We start from the raw sequence: 20,481 nt of genomic DNA, 5'->3' as shown, positions 1-20,481 counted from the left end.
CGGTCGACGCGCCTCGCCGGGGGCACTATCCCGCGCCGGTGATCGACATTCCCGCCCCGCTCCGCCTGCGCCTAGACGGCGACGCCCTGGTCCACAACTGGCGGACACTCGGCCGCATGAGCGGCACCGCGGCGTGCGGCGCCGCGGTAAAGGCGAACGGCTACGGCCTGGGCGCGATCGAGGTTGCACGGCGGCTCGCCGACGCCGGCTGCCGCGACTTCTTCGTCTCCAACTGGCAGGAGGCTGCCGAACTCGCGCCACTGGGCCTGGCGGTGTCCGTCCTCCACGGCGTTCGCGATGAAGACATGGCCGCCGCCGTTGCCGGTTTCGCTCGGCCGGTCCTCAACACCCCCACCCAGGTCGCCCGCTGGAAAGCCGCAGCCGGCGGCGCTTGCGACGTGATGGCCGATACCGGCATGAACCGCCTCGGCGTCTCGGCGGACGACATCGCAGGCGGCCTGCTCGACGGGCTCGAAATCGAAACGCTGATGAGCCATTTGGCTTGCGCCGACGAGGATGTGCCGATGAACGGGGTGCAACGCGATCGGTTCGCCGCGCTTGCGGGCCGCACGTCGGCGAAGCGGATGAGCTTGGCCAACTCCGCCGGTATCGCGCTCGACGGCTATGCGTTCGACCTGACGCGGCCCGGGCTTGCTCTTTATGGCGGGGTCCCGCGAGGTGAGTTTAGCGATACGATCCGACAGGTCGTCTGGCCCGAAGCGCAGATACTCCAAGTTCGCAGTGTCACTGCGGGTGCGACTGTAGGCTACAACGCGACCTGGACTGCACCCCGACGCACCCAAGTCGCGATAATTAACCTGGGCTATGCCGACGGATATGGCCGATCATTTTCTGGACGGGGTGTTGCCCGTACGGGGGACATCGACTTGCCGGTGCTGGGTCGTGTATCGATGGACCTTCTGGCGATCGACGTCGATTCCATCCCCGGTCTGCGAGAGGGTGATTGGATTGGGCTTGATTATGCATTGGTCGTCGCGGCCGATCAGTCGGGGCGCTCGCAGTATGAATTGTTGACAGGTCTCGGTGCGCGTTTCGATCGTCATTGGGCTTGAACAAAAAAAGGGGCCGCCCGACAGGCAGCCCCAAGGGTATCTCAAAGCCTAAAGTTCAGAACTTGAATTCCGCACCCGCATAGAAGAACCGACCCGTGTTCGGATAGATTGCGTCGTTGCCAGTTCCGGTCAGTTCGTACGGCGGCAATTCGTTGGTGAGATTGTCGACGCCGAAGAAGAAGCGGTACTTGTCGTTCGCCCGAACGTTGATGCGTGCATTGTGATAGATGATTGGATCGTAATACACGAACGGACGCGCGTCGGGATTGAGCGCGGGGCGACCTTGCGATGCGAAGAAGGTTTCGTACACTTGGCCCAAGAGGATCTGCTTGCCGACGTATCGCGCATTGTAGGACAGTTCGATCGGTCCCGAATGAACCGCGGCATTGAAGGCACCCTGCCAACGCGGATCGCCCAGCGTGCTGTCCAGACGATCGTACCGGTTCGGTTCGGTGATGTAGGCGTAGTTCAGCCGATCCATGACATAGCTGACCTGGAACCGGACGTTCACGCCCCAGTTTTCGCCGAAGTCTCGCGCGTAGCTGGCATCGAAATCGATACCCCGCGTCTTGAGCTGTGCGAAGTTGAACGGCTGGTTGATGAAGCCGATGCCGTTGCCCGTGGTCGGGAAGGTGAACTGCGCCTGGTCGATCGTTCGCGACGTCTGGCCGTTGAAGGTCAGGTTGGTCGTGGGATCCCCCGTCGCGCGACGGAAGACTGCGGCGCAGAACGTGTTGTCGATGCCGTTCGTGTCGTCATAACAGCGGTTGATGATCGCCTGTCCGGTCAGGCCGGAGATAACGTTCTTCACACGGATGTTATAATATTCGACCTTGAGGCTCAAACCCGGAACCTGATGCGGGGTGTAGATCGTGCCGACCGTAAAGCTATAGCCGATTTCAGGAGTCAGGCCGAGATTGCCCTGATTGACGCCAGCGACACCTGATGGCGACTGGTTCGTCCAGGGACGAACCAGCTGCGCGCCGGACTGCGGGTCGGCGAACGTGATCGTCGTCGGGATCCCGGCCGCGGCGCAGTTTGCGGTGCGGTTGGGATTGGCGGTGATGTTGTTGCTCGAGTTGGTGCCCCCGGGCTGATCGCAGGGATCGGTCAGGCCGTTGACGAACGTCGTAGCCGCGGTTGCGTACAGGTTTGACAGGTTCGGTGCCCGAACCGACCGTGCCAACGTGCCACGGAAGCGCAGGTCGCGGAATGGAGCCCAGATACCGCCCGCGTTCCATGCAACGACCGAACCGGTGTTGCCGCCGTAGTCGGAAACGCGTCCGGCGCCCTCGATCGTCAGTTCGTGGATGAACGGAATATTCGCCAGCAACGGCACGCGAAGCTCGCCGAACAATTCCTTGATGTTGACCGATGGTGGATCGAACGTCGAGGCGGGGTTGAGGAAGGTCGCGCCCGATGCCGTGACCGGATCCTGTCCCGAGAATGCGTCCTCGCGACGATATTCACCACCGAACGCAAAGCCAACGGGGCCGCCTGGCAGGCTGAACAAGCCAGACGAGTCGCCGGACAGCGAAGCCGTCACGTCGATTTCCTCGGCCCATTGATCGCGGGTCGACGTGTAGAGAGTGTAGCCGAGCGCGCGGCTGTCGTAGCGGTTCGCACCGAACAGGTTCAGTGGGACGCAGTTGGCATCGTCGTTCGCTGCGTTGGCATCGGCATTGACGCTGCAAACCACGCGTTGCCCAGCTGCGTTCTGCACGAAGTTGCTACCGGCATAGTTGGCGGGCGCGACGACGGCATTGATGGCGCGCCCGTAATTGGCGAGCAGGACGTTGCCGCCCGTCCGATATCGGTTCTCAGTGCGACCGTAGTTTCCAGCAACTTCGTAGTGCAGGTTGCCGGTCTTGCTGATGTCGCCCTCGACCCCGATCACACCACGATAGGTTTCGCGGTTGTGGAACTCCGAGCGCGTGCCGAAATCGTTGTTGAAACGGTTCAGCGTGAAACTGGTCGCGCCCGGTGCCAGGATCGACGTCAGCGTTGCACGGTTCGCTGCGGACAGAAACGGGTTGTTGACGCTGAAGGTGGATGACAACGTGCCCCCGGTGAAGGTCGGCTGGGTCGACTGCTGCTCGACATCCACCTTGACGTACGTCGCTTCGATGAACGGCTTGAAAGCCGGCGAGAAATTGCCGCTCAAATTGATGTTGGCGACATACCGTTCGTTCTTAGGCAGCAGCATCGCATCCTCGACACCCGTGGCGCCGAAGCCGCCCAGCACGCCGCCGCCGATCGAGCGAAGGTCGGTGATGTTGCTGTCGCGAGCGAGTGAGCCATCGGGCTGGAAGACATAGGTATAGGCGATCGGACCACCGGTAGGCGACAATTGTCCGGTGCAGACATTGGTCCGCTGAGCAAGGTTTGCCGCGGTTGCCGTTGCGGGGCATGACGTGATGACGCTGCCACCGGTCGAGCGATTGCTGAATACGCTGCCGCGCGGAACGAACACCGAGTTCGGTACGCCGTCGAAATTGCGGTTAGGGGCAGCCGTGCTCTGTGACGTGATAAAAGCCGGGGTCCCGCTTAATGCGCCAAGATAGTCGCGATCCTTGTAGAAGACCGAGTTTGCGCGGGAATACTCGCCCGACGCGGTAAGATTGATCTTCCCGTCGAAGAAATTGTGGCCGGCAACGCCGCTGACGAGATAGGTGCCGCGGTCGCCGTACGACGTCACGCCGCCCTGTCCGCGAAGTTTCAGGCCTTGGTAATCCTTGCGCAGGCGGAAGTTGACGACGCCGGCGATAGCGTCCGATCCGTAAATTGCCGAGTTGCCACCGGTAACGAGATCGACCGATTCCACGAGATCGTAGGGGATCGTGTTGACGTCGGGCGTATAGCTGCCGGGGACGGCGGTTACGATGCGACGTCCGTTGACCAGGGTCAGCGTACGCGCCGTGCCCAGCCCGCGCAGATCGAGGAGGTTGAGACCTGCGGTGCCGATGCTGCCCGTCGAGTTCGCCTGGCTGAACGTCGAGCGAAGCTGCGGCAATTGGTTGAGCGCGTCACCGAGAGAAACGTCGCCTCGCGTACCGAGTAACTGTGCAGCCGTGATCGTCGTCACGGGTACGGCGGCGTCGATCTTGCGGCTGACGCGAATGCGCGACCCGGTGACCGTGATTTCATCGTCGGGAGCCGCTGTCTGGTCCGTGCTGTCAGATGATCCACTCTGGCCCGTCGCAGGCGCGGGTGGAGTCGTAGCGGCACCTGCCTGAGCCGGACCATAGGGTACTTCGACGCTGTTCGGCTGTGTTTGTGCAGCCGCCAGGCCAGGTACGAAAAACAAAGTACCGGCGAGCGCAGTCGCGCTCGCTAAGCGAGAAATCACCATCAATTAACCCCCGTTTACAGGCCTTTATGGCGCTGAACGGAGGCAAGTTGGCGCTAAAGCCAGCGGATGCGCAATGGTTAATGGCTGAATATTAAATTTTTTGCCACTTTAGTATATTACTGTCACATTCCCGCAACATAAGGTCAGTTTTTCTACCTCTCCAGACACATAGCGATGCCCATGCCGCCACCGATGCACAGCGTTGCCAGTCCGCGCTTCGCGTCGCGCTTCTGCATCTCGTAGATCAGCGTGGTCAGGACGCGCGCGCCGCTCGCGCCTATCGGGTGGCCGATGGCGATCGCGCCGCCGTTGACGTTGACCTTGCTCGCGTCCCAGCCGAGTTCCTTGCCGACTGACAGGGCCTGCGCGGCGAAGGCTTCGTTGGCCTCGATCAGGTCGAGGTCGGCTAGCGTCCAGCCGGCTTTCTCCAACGCGCGCTTGGTGGCGGGTACGGGGCCGATGCCCATGATCGACGGGTCGACGCCGGCCGAGGCCCAGCTTTTGATCGTTGCGAGGATGGTCGAGCCGCGGCGTTCGGCTTCGTCGCGGCGCATCATCACGAGCGCGGCGGCGCCGTCGTTGAGGCCGCTGGCGTTCGCTGCCGTGACCGTGCCGTCCTTCTTGAACGCGGGCTTCACGCCCGAGACGCTTTCGATTGTCGCGCCGGCGCGGATGTATTCGTCATCGGCGACGATGGTATCGCCCTTGCGGCCTTTGATCGTGACGGGGGCGATCTCGTCCTTAAAACGGCCCGATCCGCGCGCGGCCTCGGCCTTGTTCTGCGACGCGACCGAGAAGGCGTCTTGCTCGCCGCGCGTGACCTGGTATTGCTCGGCGAGGTTCTCGGCGGTGATACCCATGTGATAGCCGTTGAAGACGTCGGTCAGGCCGTCGCTGACCATCGTGTCGACGAGGCTGAGATTGCCCATCTTCTGGCCGCCGCGGATCGACTGGGCGTGCGCGGACAGCGACATCGATTCCTGGCCGCCCGCGACAACGATAGTCGCGTCGCCGGTCTGGATCGCCTGCGCTGCGAGTGCGACCGCGCGGAGGCCGGAGCCGCAGACCTGGTTGACGCCCCAGGCAGGAATTTCCTTCGGGACACCGGCCGCTATCGAGGCCTGGCGGGCGGGATTCTGCCCCTGCGCGGCGGTGAGGACCTGGCCGAGGATCACTTCGGAGACGTCTGCGCCCGCGACGCCCGCCTGTCCGAGCGCGGCTTCGATCGCGATGCGGCCGAGTTCGTGGGCCGGGGTGGTCGCGAACGCGCCCAGGAAGCTGCCGACGGGCGTGCGCTTGGCGGCGGTGATGACGACGTCGCCGGGGAGAGGGGCGGTTGGGCGTGGGTCGGTCATGTCGGGATCCTCTTTGTTTGGATCCCATGTAGGTCAGCCGAGCGCCGTGATCCAGTTGGCTAACGGTTCCCAGAGCTGCGCGCGGGCACGGCGACCGACGACCATCCCGACATGGCCTGCGCCGAGATCGCGGCGGTCGGCCAGGCCGATCGCGGTGGCGGCGGGGACGATACGGTCGGTCAGCGAGACGAATTCGACGGTCGGGCAAGCGAAAGCGAGCGGATCGACCGGTGTGCCGGCGATCGTCCATTCACCTTTGCCGGGGAGGTCGTTGGCGATGCAGTCCTCGAACAGCGAGGCGGCGGCGGCGTAGGGGAGGGGGGGGCCTGCGTTCGCCCAGTCCTCGAGTCGGACGAACGCGCGCGCTGCGTCGCTGTCGGGGGCAAGGTCGGCGAACATTTCGTATTTCGCGATGGTGCGTGTCGGGTCGAGTTGCCAGAAGCCGGCTTGCAGGACTTCCATCGGCAGCAGGCCGAGCATCGTCGCGGCGGGTTGAACGGCGGCCCAGGTATCGGCGAGTGTCGGGCGGCCTTCACCGTAGCCCTCGAAATGCCAGGGGGCGGCGATCGTCGCGACTCCGGCGGTCGGCGTGATCGCCGCAGCACCGAGCGCTAGCGTCCCGCCGAGGCAATAGCCGATCAACACCGGCGGCTCGGGCAGCGCCTGGAGCAGCGGGACCAGCAACCGCTCGACATGCGCCGCCAGGTCGAGGTCGCGGTCCTCGGTGCCGGGCGATCCCCAGTCGATCAGCCAGGCATGAAACCCCTGCGCAGCGATCCATTGCACCAGCGAAGACTCAGGCGAATGATCGAGGATATCGGGCGGATTTATCAGCGAGGGGACGAACACGAGGGGACGACCTTCGCCGCCGTAATCGCGTAACGAGACGCGGCCGGCACGGTGAATCACAGGCTTCGGGTCGGGGCGTTTCTCTCGCGGTGCGGCCTGATAGGCGCGCAAACCCGCTAGGGCGCGGGCCATCCGTTCGGGCGATGCTGCGGTCTCGCTGCGCAGCACGGACAGGAACAAGGGCAGGGGTCTTGGACCGTGTTGCGGTGCGTCATCAAAGACTGTAGCCTCTGTTTCAAACATAAGACGGGGGATCCATGAAGAAGCAACCGGCTGCCGACGGAATCGTCATCATCAAGAAATACGCCAATCGGCGGCTCTATAACACCGAGTCTTCATCCTACATCACGCTGGATCATCTGGCGACGATGACCCGCGAAGGCCGCGACTTCAAGGTGGTCGATGCGAAGACGGACGAGGACATCACGCATAACGTCCTGACGCAGATCATCATGGAAGAAGAGAGCCGCGGCGAGACGATGATGCCGGTGAATTTCCTGCGCCAGCTGATCTCGATGTACGGTGACTCGATGCAGACGATGGTGCCTGGCTATCTGGAAGCGTCGATGGACAGCTTCCGTCGGAACCACGACCAGTTCAAGTCGGCCGTCGAGGGTGCCTTCGCGAACTCGCCGTTCGCCGATATCGCCAAGCGCAACCTCGCGATGTTCGACGTGGCGGCACAGGCGATGACGCCGCCCGCCCCCACACCCGCAGCAGCACCCGCAGCCGCACCCGCCGCCAGCAAGGACGACGAGATCGCGGCATTGCGCAGCGAACTCGCGAAACTGCAGGAAAAGGTCGAGAAGCTCGGCTGAACGATGAGTCCCGTGTTGTGGAGTGCGAGCGGCGGACTGGCCGCGCTGGCCGTCGTCGCCGGGCTGGGCGAGCGCAGACGGCGACGGCGGCGCGATCCGGATTCGGTAGGCTGGGTGGACTGGCCGACCGTCCAAATGCTTGCGCTGATCGGGCTGGCGGTCACGGTCGGGCTTGCGTTCAAGACTTGAGGCTTGCTCGTTCTAGCCGATTGACCGGTGGGCTGGGTTAGACCGTGCGCGCCTTACGCGGCGACTAGCGGTAAAGCTTTCGTCCCCAATGTTGTCTCGTCCAAGATTGGGGGGCTTTCCGGTTCGCCCTAGTAAAAGCGCCGGAGCGTCAGTGGCCGTATCGTGCCGTCGCACAGGCCGAGCGTAACGACACGGCCGGGTTTGCCCGCCGACCAGGACGCGAGCGGACTGGTCGCATAGCCGCTAGTGATACGCGTGCCGTCGATCGTGCAGATCAGGTCGCCGTCTTTCCAGCCGGACGCCGCCGCAGGGCCGCCGCGCATGACATGGAGGACTTTCAGGCGCTCCTTTTCGATACCGACGAGCAATCCGCTGGTCGAGCGAAGCGGCGGCGTATCGGCATCGTTGCTGCGGCTAAACACCATGCGGCGCGCACCAGGATCGAGCAGCACTCGGTAGTTCTGGAGGAAGCCCGACCCGATCCGACCGGCAGCGCCGATCGCTTGCGAGAAGCCGCCCGCGGGTTCGATCCGGACTTCGGTGGAGCGCGCCGTGAGTTCGCCGACGCGAAGCTCGGGAACGATCGCAAGGCCGCTGACCGCCGGCCCGGCGAGCCCGAACGAAATTGCCGTGGTCGATGGGACGGTCAGCGCCGCCGCCTTCCAGCCCGCCGCCGTGACCGTGACCGAGGACCCGTCGCCGGTGTCGACGATCATCGGCGTCAGTCGCCGACGGCCCAGCGTCGCGACGCTTTCGTAGACGCTGCGTTCGGTAGAAAGGCGTAGCGGCGCCGTCGCGCCCTTGAACGGAAGGCGGCCTGAGGGGAGCAGGCGGAAACGATGCGCCGCGTAATCTATGTCGAGCGCATGCCCAGCCAACAGGTCCGCGCCGACGAGCAGGTCCACTGCCGAGGCGCTACCGGTGGCGATCGCGGGAAGATCGGTGACGGTGACCCCGCCGCCGGTTCGAGCAAGGCCGCCGATCGCGAGCGTCCGGGTCGGCATCCAGCCCAGCTCGACCGACCCGCCGATCGCGCGCGCACTGCCGCCGGCGACGAGCTTGGTGGTGTCGACAGCGGGAGAGGCCTTGGCGAGTAAGGTGTAGCTGACGCCGGTATCGAGGATCGCCGTGACCGCGCGGCCTTCGAGCTGCATCGTGAAGCGCATCTGATTGCCGGGGGTGAGATCGAAGGGCACCCAGTGGGCTTCGGCATCGTCGGCGAGGTAGTAGACGCCGCGGTCGCGTGCTGCGGGGGAGATGCTGGCGACGGGTTTCGCGGGCTCGCGCGCGGAAACGATGAGGACCGCCAGCAGCGGGACGAGCGTGAAGAGGGCGCGGCGCATGTCGGCTTGTCCCTAGCGGGTCGGGGGATCGGTACAAGCGGGCGCTTGGTCCAGGCGGGGTCGGGTGAGGGTCGGGATGCTAGATTCTTCGGCAGGACCGGCTCGATTGCGCGCTGTAAGCTTTCTTTCGATGGGACTCTGCTGGCTCGGCCCAACAATCCTTGTTCTCCCGCAAAGGCGGGAGCCCAGGGTCACGGGTGTCGGTGTTCGTGGCTCCTGGACCCCCGCGTTCGCGAGGGAACGGTAGACGGGTGCTTGCCTCGATCAATATTGCGCGACTGATAACAGCCAGCAAAGATCAACTCAGGATGTGTGCAACGCTGGCAATGGTCACCACCCCGGCGGAGGCCGGGGCCCAGTTGGAAAGGTGGGAGTAACAAAGCGTCGCCCGCAGCCAATTCCGTTCCCCAACTGGGCCCCGGCCTCCGCCGGGGTCGAAACCTTAGCCTGGGCGGCCGCAGCCGTTTCTATCGGGGAGGTGGGCGCCAACATAGGCATCCGCTATAGGCACGCCTCCAGATACGCCTGGTCGAACCCGAACTGCTTGGCCTTCTCCAGCGTGTACGGTCGCAATCCCATCGACCGGTATTCGCCCAGGATCTTCCCGTCCGCCGACTCGTCCATATACTCGAACTTGAACAGCTCCTGCGTGACGATCACCGGGCCCTCCATCCCGATAACCTCGGTGATGTTGGTCACCCGGCGCGAGCCGTCGCGCAGGCGCTTCACCTGGATGATCAGCTCGACCGAGTCGGCGATCTGGCGCGAGATCGCTTCCTTCGGCACCTTGATGTCGGACATCATCACCATGTTCTCCATACGCGCCAGCGCCTCGCGCGGAGAGTTGGCGTGGAGGGTGCACATCGATCCGTCGTGACCGGTGTTCATCGCCGCGAGCATGTCGAAACACTCGGCGCCACGAATTTCGCCGAGGATGATCCGGTCGGGACGCATACGCAGCGCGTTCTTGACGAGGTCGCGGATGCTGATCTCGCCCTGGCCCTCCAGATTGGCCGGGCGGGTTTCGAGCGGAAGCCAGTGCGGCTGTTGCAGGCGAAGCTCGGCGGCGTCCTCGATCGTCAGCACGCGTTCGCCGGGGTCGATCATCTTCGACAGCGCGTTGAGCATCGTCGTCTTGCCCGAACCGGTGCCGCCCGAGATCACGACGTTGAAACGCGATGCGCCGGCGATCTTCAGCGCGGTGGCCATCTTCGGCGACATCGACCCAAAGCCTGCCATCATGTCGAGCGTGATCGGTTTTGCCGAGAACTTACGGATCGAGATCGCGGTGCCGCGCAAGCTCAGCGGCGGGACGATCACGTTGACGCGCGAGCCATCCTTCAGGCGGGCATCGGCAAGCGGCGTAGTCTGGTCGACGCGGCGGCCGACCGAGTTCACGATCCGCTGGGCGATCTGGAACAGATGCTCCTCGTCGCGGAACTGGATCGGGGCGAGTTCAAGCTTGCCTTTGCGCTCGACATAGGTCTGGTCGGGGCCGTTCACCATGATGTCGGTGATGTTCGGATCCGCCAGCAGCTCTTCCAACGGCCCGAGCCCGAGCAGTTCGTCGACCAGGACCTTTTCCAGCGCGAACTGTTCGCGGCGGTTGAGCGTCAGCTTCAGCTCGGCGAGCACTTCGCCGATGATCGGGCGAAATTCCTCGGCCAGCTCGTCCTTGTTGAGCGTTGCCGCCGCCTCCGGATCGACGCGTTCGAGCAGGCGCGGGAGGACCTGTTCCTTGATCTTGTGGATCGACTGTTCGAAGCCCTCGGTCCGGCTGTTGGCGGCCTCGCCGCTTGCATTCTGGCGGTCGGACAGGCGCTGCATCGCGTCGAGTTGGCCGGCGGGCATCGTGCCGGGGCCGAAGCCTTCGGTTTCGCCGGGCATCGGCAGCGAGTCGATCGGCGGGAATTGCGCGCCGCCTTCGGGTTCGGCGCGCGCCACGGGACTGCCGCCCGGGATTGAGCTTCCCTGCATCGGACGCGCGACGCCGAATGCGGGACGAGCCGGCTGCCCCCCGCCGATGCCATTACGACGCCCGAATGCGCTCATGCCTGTGTCCCTGGATGAATGCCCACCGGGTTAGGCGCGAAGACTTGATAATTTGCTAACCAAAACAGGCACGTGAAAGGGCCGGTGTCGTGCGGTGCGATGGTCAGGGTTGATCGCCGCCGCGAACTCTCCGAAGGCAGGCGCATGATCCGCCTGCTGCTACTTTTCGCGCTCACCTTCGGGTTGGCCAGCTCGGCATCGGCCGACGACATCGCCGCCGCCGGGCGCGGCGTGGTGCGCGTCGTCACGATCGCGGTGGTCGACGACCAGGTGGTCGGCTTCGGTCATGGCAGCGGCTTCGCGATTGCCCCCAACCGGATCGTCACCAACGCGCACGTCGTCGATCTTGCCGAGCGTTACCCCGACAACGTCGTCGTCGGCATCGTCCCGACCGAGGGCAGCAAATCCTACCAGGGCAAGGTGATCGCGTATGATTCGCAGCGCGACCTGGCGCTGATCGAGTTCACCGGCGCGCGCCTGCCGCCGAGCGCGCTCTATACCGGGCCGATGAGCGAGGGCGATGCGGTGGTGTCGCTCGGCTTCCCGGGCAACGTCGACCTGGCAACCGCGCGATCGGCGGCCGATTACATCCGGCCGATGACGCCGGTACGGTCGGAAGGCGTGCTTTCCGGGCGGCGCGTGCTGAGCAACGTCGAGGTTCTGCTGCACACGGCGAGCATCGCGCGCGGTAATTCGGGTGGTCCTCTACTCGATCGTTGCGGGCGGGTGATCGGGGTGAACTCGGCGATCACGCGCGGCGAAGAGGGCGATTCGACGTTCGGCTTCGCGATCGCGGATACCGAGCTGGCCGGCTTCCTGCGTGATGCGAAACAGCCTTACGCGTCGATCGGGACAGGCTGTACGTCGATCGAGGATCGCTTGCGTCAGGATGCCGACGCGGATGCGCGGGCGACAGCCGACGCTGCATCCGCCAGGCGCGATGCGGCGACGCAGGATGCGATGACTCGCGAGATTGCACTGGAGAAGGCGCGGACCGAGGCGGGACGCGCGCGCGAGAACGTCATGGCGATTGCCGGGCTGCTGCTGGTGGCGGGAGCGCTGGTGATCGGGAGCGCGGGGTTGCTCGAATCGCGCGGCCAGCGGCGGCAGGCGGTGTGGGCGCTGGGTATCGGCGGACTGAGCGTGTTGGTCGCGATCGTCGTGTTCGTGCTGCGGCCTTCGGGCGAAGTCGACGTGCCGCTGTCCGCGCTGCCCAAGACGCGGATATCGACGCCGGATGCCGCGCTCGGCAAGCTGATCTGCACGTTGATCCCGGAGCGAAGCCGGATCACGATCTCGTCCAGCGAGGACGTGCCGATCGACTGGGGTGCCAAGGGCTGCATGAACGGCAAGACGCAGTATGTCGGTGCGAACAGCCGCTGGGACCGCGTGCTGGTGCCCGATGCAGAGCAGACCGTATCCGTCCTGTCGTTCGATCCGGCGACGCGGATCTATTCGAACACGCGCTATTTGCTGTCGGCGGCGGGAATGGACGCGGCGCGGACCGCGCGGGGTGTCGTGACGAACGTCTGCAACATGGACGATGCCGCGCTGGCACGGCTCGCCGGGCAGCAGGCGGCGGTCCGCGCGGTGTTGCCGCCGCTACCGAACGAGAAGCTGGTCTATTCCTGCAAGTCGGCGCGCTGAGCTTCCGCCGCCAGCAGCGCACGCTTGCGATCGAGCCCGTACGCGTAGCCGCCTAGCGCGCCGCCGACGCGTTGTGCGCGGTGGCAGGGGATGACGATCGAGACCGGGTTCTGTCCGCACGCGGTGCCGGCGGCGCGGACCGCGGCGGGGCGGCCGGCGAGCGCTGCGAGTTCGCTGTAGGTGCGGGTTTCGCCGATCGGGATGGTGCGCAAGGCTTGCCAGATCGCTTCCTGGAACGCGGTGCCTCTGACGTCGAGCGGGAGGTTGTGGTCGCGTTCGGGGGACTCTACGGCGGCAACGACTTGCGCGGCTAGCTCGGCAAGCGATTTGTCGCCCTGCTCGATATGGGCGTTGGGGAAGCGGCGTCGGAGCTCTTCGGCATCCTCGTCGAAGGATACGCGGCACAGGCCCTTGTCGGTGGCGGCGACGAACAGTGCGCCGAGGCTTGTGTCGGCGACCGTCCAGCGGATCGTGACGCCTTCGCCGCCGCGTGCCCAGGCGCTGGGGGCCATGCCGAGCCGTTTCGCGTCGGCCTCGTAGAAGCGGCTCGGGGCGGAATAGCCGGCGTCGTAGATCGCTTCGGTCACGGTCGTATCCTCCGATAAGGCGTCGGCCGCACGGCCGGTGCGCAGGGCGCGGGCATACGCGGCGGGCGTGACGCCGGTGGCGCGCTTGAACAGGCGGTGGAAATGATGCGGCGCATAGCCGACGTGTGCCGCGACCGCGTCGAGCGAGAGGCGGTCCTCGGCGGCTTCGAGCAGCGCGACGGCGGCAGCCACGGCGATTCGGTCGCGGCCGACATCATCGGGGGTGCAGCGCAGGCACGCGCGAAAGCCGGCGGCGCGGGCGCTGGCTGCGTCGGTGTGGAAGGTAACGTTCTCGCGCTTGGGATGGCGCGCGGGGCAGCTTGGCTTGCAGTAGATGCCGGTGGTCTTCACACCAACCACGAACCGGCCGTCCCATGCGCGGTCGCGGCGCTCGAACGCGGTCCAGGCGGTGTCGTCGTCGGGGGCGGTGCTCATTGGATCGGTATAGCCGGTCGCGACGCGCGCGCATCCCGCGGCTTGCGATCAAAGCGGACCCGAATGGGCGGCCCGGCCGTTCTTCCGTGCATACCCCATAACGAAAGATGTCTCATGGCCTCCGACACGCCCGTCTGGTTCATTTCCGGCTGCTCGACCGGTTTCGGTCGCGAACTCGCCAAGCTCGTGCTCGCGCGCGGTTGGCGCGCGGTGGTTACCGCGCGGGATGCGGGGCGGGTGGCCGATCTTGCGGAGGGTGCCGAGGATCGCGCACTCGCGGTGTCGCTCGACGTCACCGATCAGTCTCAGATCGACGATGCGGTCGCGCAGGCCAAGGCCAAATTCGGGCGGATCGACGTGCTCGTGAACAATGCGGGCTATGGGTATCAGGCGTCGATCGAGGAGGGCGAGGATGCCGAGATTCGCGCGCAGTTCGATGCGAACGTGTTCGGCTTGTTTGCGCTGACCCGCGCGGTGCTGCCGATCATGCGGGCACAGAAGAGCGGGCATGTGATCAACATCACGTCGGTCGCCGGGTTGGTCGGATTTCCGGGCTCGGGCTATTATGCCGCGTCGAAGCATGCGGTGGAGGGCTTCTCCGACGCGCTGCTCGCCGAGGTCAAGCCGCTGGGAATCAATGTGACCTGCGTCGAGCCGGGGCCGTTCCGGACGGACTGGGCGGGGCGTTCGCTGAAGCAGACGCCGGTGGCAATCGCGGATTATGCCGAGACGGCGGGCAAGCGGCTCGACAGCACGCGCGAGGTCAGCGGGACGCAGGCCGGCGATCCGGTACGGGCGGGCGAGGCGATGATCGCACTGACCGAAGATGCGAATCCGCCGCGGCATCTGGTGCTGGGGCGCTGGGGGTATGATGCGGTCGTCGAGAAGATGGCGGCTCGGTTGAAGGAGATCGAGGCGTATAAGGCGGACAGCCTTGGAGCCGACTTTCCGGCGGAGTGAGCGCTGCTTGCTGGAGGAGTTAGCGCTCCTTGCTCCCCTCCCTGGAAGGGAGGGGCTGGGGGTGGGTAGGCCGGCTTTGGTCGCAACCGCTCGGATATGCGGAAACCGACCCACCCCCAACCCCTCCCTTTCAGGGAGGGGCGCAGAAGTAAGAGCGCTCAGCCCCCATTCGCCCGGAACAGCTCCAGCGTGCGCTGCTTCGCCAGGTCCGCACTAGGCTCGTGATAATCCTTCCGGCGGTCCGAGTTGAACCCGTGGCCCGCCTCGTAGACATACACCGTCGCGTTGGGCCAATCCTTGGCGATGACCTGCTCGACCCCCTCCATCGGGATGCCGTGGTCGTGACGACCGAAGTGGAGGATCACGGGTACCTTCGGCTCCTCGTCCGCCGCGGCGGGGATCATGCTCCCGTAATAGCCGCTCGCCGCCGCGACGCCGGTCAGTTTGGTGGACGCGAACCACGCGACCGAACCGCCATAGCAATAGCCGACCACGAACACCGGCCCGGCGGGGGCGAGCGTGTCGATGCAAGTCTGGACGTCCTTCAGCGACAGATCGAACGGGTGAAGCTGGCGCGCAAGTTCGACACCACGCGCGAGGCCATCACCCGAATAGTCCGCCTCGAAGCCAGGGTGCTCGCGATCGAACAGCGCCGGTGCCAGCACCTCGTAACCGTCGGCGGCGTATTCGTCGCAGAGGTCGCGGATGTGGTCGGTCACGCCGAAGATTTCCTGCACCAGTACGAGGCCACCGCGGCGCTCGCCGGTCGGCTGCGCGTGATAGACCGCGACGCTCGCGCCGTCGGACATCGTCATCGTTTCCATCGTGCCGGTCATTCTCTCGTCCTCGCCGTGTGATCCAATTCGTCACCATTATCGTCATTCCCGCGGAGGCGGGAACCCATAGTGGCAGACCGTGCGGTGAAAGCGCCGGGTCCTGAGTATCTGGATCCCCGCCTGCGCGGGGATGACGGCGAGGGGCGAGGTTGGAGCCTTCCAACCTTCGGCGAATGACAAAACAGTCACAAACCGCTCGCCCCGACCCTCCGGCCGGGTTGCCAATCCGCGAACCCGATGCTACCCGCGCCGCGTCCCATGAGAGGTGCTTTCGCGCCCTCTTCCCCCATGGGGCGGCACTATTTTCGGTTTCAGGCGAGGATTCAAAGGTCCGTGGAGACATCCCCCGGTAATGTCGGCGGCGCTATTCAGGCGAGCTTGGGCGGGCGTTATGCGCTGGCCCTGTTCGAACTGGCACGTGACGCGAAGACGATCGACGCGGTCGAGTCGAGCCTGGCGAACGTGCGCGACGCGCTGACGCAGTCGGAAGACTTCCGTACGCTCACGTCCAGCCCGATGGTGTCGCGTGGCGCCGCCGTGAAGGCGGTATCCGCGGTCGCCGACGAACTCGGTGTCGATGCGACTACCAAGAGCTTCCTCGGTGTCCTCGCCGAGAACCACCGGCTGGGCGCGATGCCGAAGATCATCAAGGCATTCCGGACACTTGCCGCGCAGCATCGCGGCGAAATCGCGGCCGAGGTGACGTCCGCGCATCCGCTGACCGACGAGCAGGTGATCGAGCTGAAGCATCAGCTCCGCCAGCGGGTCGGCCGTGAAGTTTCCGTCGACCTCAGCGTCGACCCATCGTTGCTGGGTGGACTCGTCGTCCGCGTCGGCAGCCAGATGATCGATTCGTCGATCAAGACGCGTCTCAACACTCTCGCGCACGCGATGAAGGGCTAAGCTAATGGATATCCGCGCCGCAGAAATCTCGAAGATCATCAAGGATCAGATCGCCAATTTCGGTACCGAGGCCCAGGTCAGCGAGACCGGCCAGGTGCTGAGCGTCGGCGACGGCATCGCGCGCATCTTCGGCCTCGACAACGTCCAGGCCGGCGAGATGGTCGAATTCTCGAACGGCGTGCAGGGCATGGCGCTCAACCTCGAGGCCGATAACGTCGGCGTCGTGATCTTCGGGAGCGATTCCGAGATCAAGGAAGGCGACATCGTCAAGCGCACCGGCACGATCGTCGACGTGCCGATCGGCAAGGAGCTGCTCGGCCGCGTGGTCGATGGTCTCGGCAACCCGATCGACGGCAAGGGTCCGATCCACACCACCGAGCGCAGCCGCGTCGAGGTCAAGGCACCGGGCATCATTCCGCGCCAGTCGGTCAGCGAGCCGGTCCAGACCGGGCTCAAGGCGATCGACGCACTCGTCCCCGTCGGCCGTGGCCAGCGCGAGTTGATCATCGGCGATCGCCAGACCGGCAAGTCTGCCGTCGCGATTGACGCGTTCATCAACCAGAAGATCGCCAACGCCGGCGACGACGAGTCGAAGAAGCTGTATTGCGTCTATGTCGCGATCGGCCAGAAGCGCTCGACCGTGGCACAGCTGGTCAAGACGCTCGAAGAGAATGGCGCGATGGAATACACCATCGTCATCGCCGCGACTGCGTCGGACCCCGCACCGCTCCAGTATCTCGCGCCCTACACCGGTGTCGCGATGGGCGAGTATTTCCGCGATCGCGGCATGCACGCGCTGATCTGCTACGACGATCTGTCGAAGCAGGCGGTCGCCTATCGCCAGATGTCGCTGCTGCTGCGTCGTCCGCCGGGCCGTGAGGCGTATCCGGGCGACGTGTTCTATCTCCACAGCCGCCTGCTCGAGCGTGCGGCGAAGATGTCGGACGCGAATGGCGGCGGCTCGCTGACCGCGCTGCCGATCATCGAGACGCAGGCGGGCGACGTTTCGGCGTACATCCCGACCAACGTGATCTCGATCACCGACGGCCAGATCTTCCTCGAGACCGACCTGTTCTTCTCGGGCGTGCGTCCGGCGATCAACGTCGGTCTGTCGGTGAGCCGCGTCGGTTCGGCCGCTCAGACCAAGGCGATGAAGAAGGTGTCGGGCTCGATCAAGCTCGAGCTGGCGCAGTACCGCGAGATGGCCGCGTTCGCGCAGTTTGGGTCGGATCTCGACGCGTCGACGCAGAAGCTGCTCAACCGTGGTGCGCGCCTAACCGAGCTGCTGAAGCAGGCACAGTTCTCGCCGCTGCCGTTCGAGGAGCAGACAGTGTCGATCTTCGCCGGCACCAGCGGCTATCTCGACAAGGTGCCCGTCGCCGACGTGACCCGCTACGAGCAGGCGCTGCTGGCCGATATGCGCGCGAACCACGCCGACGTGCTGAAGCTGATCCGCGATACCCGCGACCTGGGTAACGAGGCGAAGGACAAGCTGAAGGCAGCGCTCGAAGCGTTCGCAAAGACGTTCGCTTAAGTAAACTCCCTCTCCCCTGCGGGGAGAGGGTCGGGGTGAGGGGCAGTACCGCGAGGTGCCGCCCCTGGCAGCCCCTCACCCCAACCCTCTCCCCGGAGGGGCGAGGGAGCAGGAAGAGACGATGGCATCACTTAAGGCCCTCAAGATCCGCATCGGCTCGGTGAAGTCGACGCAGAAGATCACCAAGGCGATGAAGATGGTCGCCGCTGCGAAGTTGCGCCGTGCGCAGGACGCGGCGGTAGCCGGGCGTCCCTATGCCGAGCGCCTCGAAGCGGTGATGGCGAGCCTCGCGGGGCGTGTCGGCATCGCGCCGGGCGCTTCGCCGCTGCTCGCGGGCACCGGCAAGGACCAGGTCCACCTGATCGTCATCGCGACGTCGGAGCGTGGCCTCGCGGGTGCGTTCAACACCAACATCGTCCGCGCGGCACGTCGCAAGGCCGAGGAGCTGATCGCGGCCGGCAAGACCGTGAAGTTCTACGTCGCCGGCAAGAAGGGGCGCGTGATCAAGCGCTTCTTCCCGAACGACATCCTCGCGGACCACGAGATGGGGCAAATCAAGAAGCTCGCGTTCAGCGATGCGCAGGAGATCTCCGAAGACCTGATCAAGCGCTTCGGCGAGGGTCAGTTCGACGTCGCCCATCTGTTCTATGCGAAGTTCGTGTCGGCGCTGGTGCAGGTTCCGACCGGCATCCAGATCGTGCCCGTTCCGATTTCGTCCGTCCCCGGTGCCGAAGGCGCAAAGGCAAATGGGGCCAACGCGCCCGCCGAAGCCGTGACCGAGTATGAGCCCGACGAGGAAGCGATCCTCGCCGATCTCCTGCCGCGCAACGTCGCGATCCAGATTTTCCGCGCGCTGCTCGAAAACGCGGCGTCGGAGCAGGGTTCGCGCATGAACGCGATGGACAACGCCACGCGCAATGCCGGCGACATGATCACGCGTCTCTCGATCCAGTATAACCGTACCCGCCAAGCCGCGATCACGACCGAGCTGGTCGAAATCATCTCGGGCGCCGAAGCGCTCAAGTAAGTCCAAGGAAGCAGACAATGGCAACCGCCCCAGAGACCCTCGGAACCACGCTCGCCCCCAAGGCCACCAACAACACCGGCCGCATCTCGCAGGTCATCGGTGCGGTCGTCGACGTGCATTTCCCCGACAATTTGCCCGCCATTCTGTCGGCGCTCGAAACCGACAATAACGGCAACCGGCTCGTCCTCGAAGTCGCGCAGCATCTCGGCGAGAACACCGTTCGCACGATCGCGATGGACGCCACCGAGGGTCTGACCCGCGGCCAGACCGTCACCGACACCGGCTCGCAGATCCGCGTTCCGGTCGGCCCGAAGACGCTCGGCCGCATTCTCAACGTCATCGGCGAGCCGATCGACGAGCGCGGTCCGGTCGGCGCAGAGACGACCGCACCGATCCACGCCTCGGCACCGCTGTTCGTCGACCAGTCGACCGAGAGCGCGATTCTGGTCACGGGCATCAAGGTCATCGATCTGCTCGCGCCGTATGCAAAGGGCGGCAAGATCGGCCTGTTCGGCGGCGCCGGCGTCGGCAAGACCGTGCTGATCCAGGAGCTGATCAACAACATCGCCAAGGGCCACGGCGGCACCTCGGTGTTCGCCGGCGTCGGCGAGCGTACCCGCGAGGGTAACGATCTGTACCACGAGTTCCTCGACGCAGGCGTAATCGCCAAGGATGCCGACGGCAATCCGCAGTCGGAGGGCTCGAAGGTCGCGCTCGTATTCGGCCAGATGAACGAGCCGCCAGGCGCGCGTGCCCGCGTCGCGCTGTCTGGCCTGACGATCGCCGAATATTTCCGCGACGTCGAAGGCCAGGACGTGCTGTTCTTCGTCGACAACATCTTCCGCTTCACGCAGGCGGGCGCAGAGGTGTCTGCACTGCTCGGCCGTATCCCGTCGGCGGTGGGCTATCAGCCGACGCTGTCGACCGACATGGGCGCGCTGCAGGAGCGAATCACGTCGACCAACAAGGGGTCGATCACTTCCGTGCAGGCCGTGTACGTGCCGGCCGACGATCTTACCGATCCGGCGCCTGCGACGTCGTTCGCTCACTTGGACGCCACGACCAACCTCAACCGTGCGATCTCGGAGCTGGGCATCTACCCGGCAGTCGATCCGCTCGACTCGACCTCGCGTCTGCTCGAGCCACGCGTCGTCGGTCAGGAGCATTACGACACCGCGCGTGCCGTTCAGTCGACGTTACAGAAGTACAAGTCGCTGCAGGACATCATCGCGATTCTGGGCATGGACGAGCTGTCGGAAGAGGATAAGCTCACCGTCCAGCGTGCGCGTAAGATCCAGAAGTTCCTGAGCCAGCCGTTCCACGTCGCCGAGGTCTTCACCGGCATCAGCGGCAAGTTCGTCCAGCTCGAGGATACGGTCCGGTCGTTCAAGGCGGTGGTCGAGGGCGAGTATGATCACCTCCCCGAGGCGGCGTTCTACATGGTCGGCGGCATCGACGAAGCCGTTGCCAAGGCCGAAAAGATGGCCGCGGAAGCTTAACTTCCAATTGCTCCCCCTCCCG

16 protein-coding genes are annotated in these 20,481 nt (G+C 65.1%); 9 read left to right on the top strand and 7 right to left on the bottom strand.

Annotation, left to right across the window (positions count from 1 at the left end; all coding sequences use genetic code 11):
• Positions 1 to 47 precede the first annotated feature (47 nt).
• Positions 48 to 1,073, top strand: a complete 1,026-nt coding sequence (locus U1708_RS07590) for an alanine racemase (RefSeq protein WP_332744573.1) — start codon at positions 48 to 50, stop codon at positions 1,071 to 1,073.
• A gap of 55 nt (positions 1,074 to 1,128) precedes the next feature.
• Here the strand turns inward: U1708_RS07590 and U1708_RS07585 are convergent, their stop codons facing one another.
• From U1708_RS07585 to U1708_RS07575, 3 genes are all read right to left on the bottom strand, one after another.
• Positions 1,129 to 4,380, bottom strand: coding sequence for a TonB-dependent receptor domain-containing protein (locus U1708_RS07585; protein WP_332744301.1), 3,252 nt, complete (start codon positions 4,378 to 4,380; stop codon positions 1,129 to 1,131).
• Positions 4,381 to 4,577: 197 nt separating this feature from the next.
• Positions 4,578 to 5,780 (bottom strand): acetyl-CoA C-acetyltransferase, encoded by a 1,203-nt coding sequence (locus U1708_RS07580; protein WP_332744299.1) that lies wholly within the window; start codon positions 5,778 to 5,780, stop codon positions 4,578 to 4,580.
• Positions 5,781 to 5,813: 33 nt separating this feature from the next.
• On the bottom strand, positions 5,814 to 6,809 hold the full coding sequence (locus U1708_RS07575) for an alpha/beta fold hydrolase (RefSeq protein WP_332744297.1): 996 nt from the start codon (positions 6,807 to 6,809) through the stop codon (positions 5,814 to 5,816).
• Between the two features lie 77 nt (positions 6,810 to 6,886).
• On the opposite strand from U1708_RS07575, the gene phaR reads away from it, so the two are divergent.
• Both phaR and U1708_RS07565 read left to right on the top strand, forming a co-directional pair.
• Complete coding sequence (gene phaR / locus U1708_RS07570) at positions 6,887 to 7,447, top strand: polyhydroxyalkanoate synthesis repressor PhaR (protein ID WP_332744295.1); 561 nt, start codon at positions 6,887 to 6,889, stop codon at positions 7,445 to 7,447.
• Between the two features lie 3 nt (positions 7,448 to 7,450).
• Positions 7,451 to 7,636 (top strand): hypothetical protein, encoded by a 186-nt coding sequence (locus U1708_RS07565; protein WP_307086885.1) that lies wholly within the window; start codon positions 7,451 to 7,453, stop codon positions 7,634 to 7,636.
• 128 nt (positions 7,637 to 7,764) lie between these two features.
• Here U1708_RS07565 and U1708_RS07560 read toward each other — a convergent pair whose 3' ends face one another.
• On the bottom strand, positions 7,765 to 8,979 hold the full coding sequence (locus tag U1708_RS07560) for a hypothetical protein (RefSeq protein ID WP_332744292.1): 1,215 nt from the start codon (positions 8,977 to 8,979) through the stop codon (positions 7,765 to 7,767).
• Positions 8,980 to 9,480: 501 nt separating this feature from the next.
• Positions 9,481 to 11,031 (bottom strand): TadA family conjugal transfer-associated ATPase, encoded by a 1,551-nt coding sequence (locus tag U1708_RS07555; protein ID WP_332744290.1) that lies wholly within the window; start codon positions 11,029 to 11,031, stop codon positions 9,481 to 9,483.
• Positions 11,032 to 11,175: 144 nt separating this feature from the next.
• On the opposite strand from U1708_RS07555, the gene U1708_RS07550 reads away from it, so the two are divergent.
• Positions 11,176 to 12,678 carry a S1C family serine protease gene (locus U1708_RS07550; RefSeq protein WP_332744288.1) on the top strand — a complete coding sequence of 501 codons (1,503 nt, stop codon included), beginning with the start codon at positions 11,176 to 11,178 and terminating at the stop codon, positions 12,676 to 12,678.
• Here the strand turns inward: U1708_RS07550 and ada are convergent.
• On the bottom strand, positions 12,654 to 13,700 hold the full coding sequence (gene ada, locus U1708_RS07545; protein ID WP_332744286.1) for a bifunctional DNA-binding transcriptional regulator/O6-methylguanine-DNA methyltransferase Ada: 1,047 nt from the start codon (positions 13,698 to 13,700) through the stop codon (positions 12,654 to 12,656). The genes U1708_RS07550 and ada overlap by 25 nt on opposite strands.
• A gap of 114 nt (positions 13,701 to 13,814) precedes the next feature.
• Here ada and U1708_RS07540 point away from each other — a divergent pair, with 114 nt between their 5' ends.
• The gene (locus tag U1708_RS07540) at positions 13,815 to 14,660 is read left to right on the top strand and encodes an oxidoreductase (protein WP_332744284.1); all 846 of its coding nucleotides are present in this window, start codon (positions 13,815 to 13,817) and stop codon (positions 14,658 to 14,660) included.
• A 158-nt stretch (positions 14,661 to 14,818) separates the two neighbouring features.
• Here U1708_RS07540 and U1708_RS07535 read toward each other — a convergent pair whose 3' ends face one another.
• The gene (locus U1708_RS07535) at positions 14,819 to 15,496 is read right to left on the bottom strand and encodes a dienelactone hydrolase family protein (protein ID WP_332744282.1); all 678 of its coding nucleotides are present in this window, start codon (positions 15,494 to 15,496) and stop codon (positions 14,819 to 14,821) included.
• 333 nt (positions 15,497 to 15,829) lie between these two features.
• Between U1708_RS07535 and U1708_RS07530 the strand changes: the two genes are divergently transcribed.
• From U1708_RS07530 to atpD, 4 genes are all read left to right on the top strand, one after another.
• Positions 15,830 to 16,399: a F0F1 ATP synthase subunit delta gene (locus U1708_RS07530; protein ID WP_332744280.1), complete on the top strand. Its 570-nt coding sequence runs from the start codon at positions 15,830 to 15,832 to the stop codon at positions 16,397 to 16,399.
• 4 nt (positions 16,400 to 16,403) lie between these two features.
• Positions 16,404 to 17,933, top strand: coding sequence for a F0F1 ATP synthase subunit alpha (gene atpA / locus U1708_RS07525; protein ID WP_055873607.1), 1,530 nt, complete (start codon positions 16,404 to 16,406; stop codon positions 17,931 to 17,933).
• A 121-nt stretch (positions 17,934 to 18,054) separates the two neighbouring features.
• Positions 18,055 to 18,960 carry a F0F1 ATP synthase subunit gamma gene (locus U1708_RS07520; RefSeq protein ID WP_332744278.1) on the top strand — a complete coding sequence of 302 codons (906 nt, stop codon included), beginning with the start codon at positions 18,055 to 18,057 and terminating at the stop codon, positions 18,958 to 18,960.
• A 17-nt stretch (positions 18,961 to 18,977) separates the two neighbouring features.
• Entirely contained in the window at positions 18,978 to 20,459 is a 1,482-nt protein-coding gene (gene atpD, locus U1708_RS07515; RefSeq protein ID WP_056065176.1) for a F0F1 ATP synthase subunit beta, read from the top strand.
• Positions 20,460 to 20,481: the final 22 nt, after the last annotated feature.

The sequence above is a fragment of the Sphingomonas arabinosi genome, from assembly GCF_036663715.1.
In the GTDB taxonomy this organism is placed as follows: Bacteria; Pseudomonadota; Alphaproteobacteria; order Sphingomonadales; family Sphingomonadaceae; genus Sphingomonas.
This window is presented reverse-complemented; position numbering and strand designations above follow the sequence as displayed.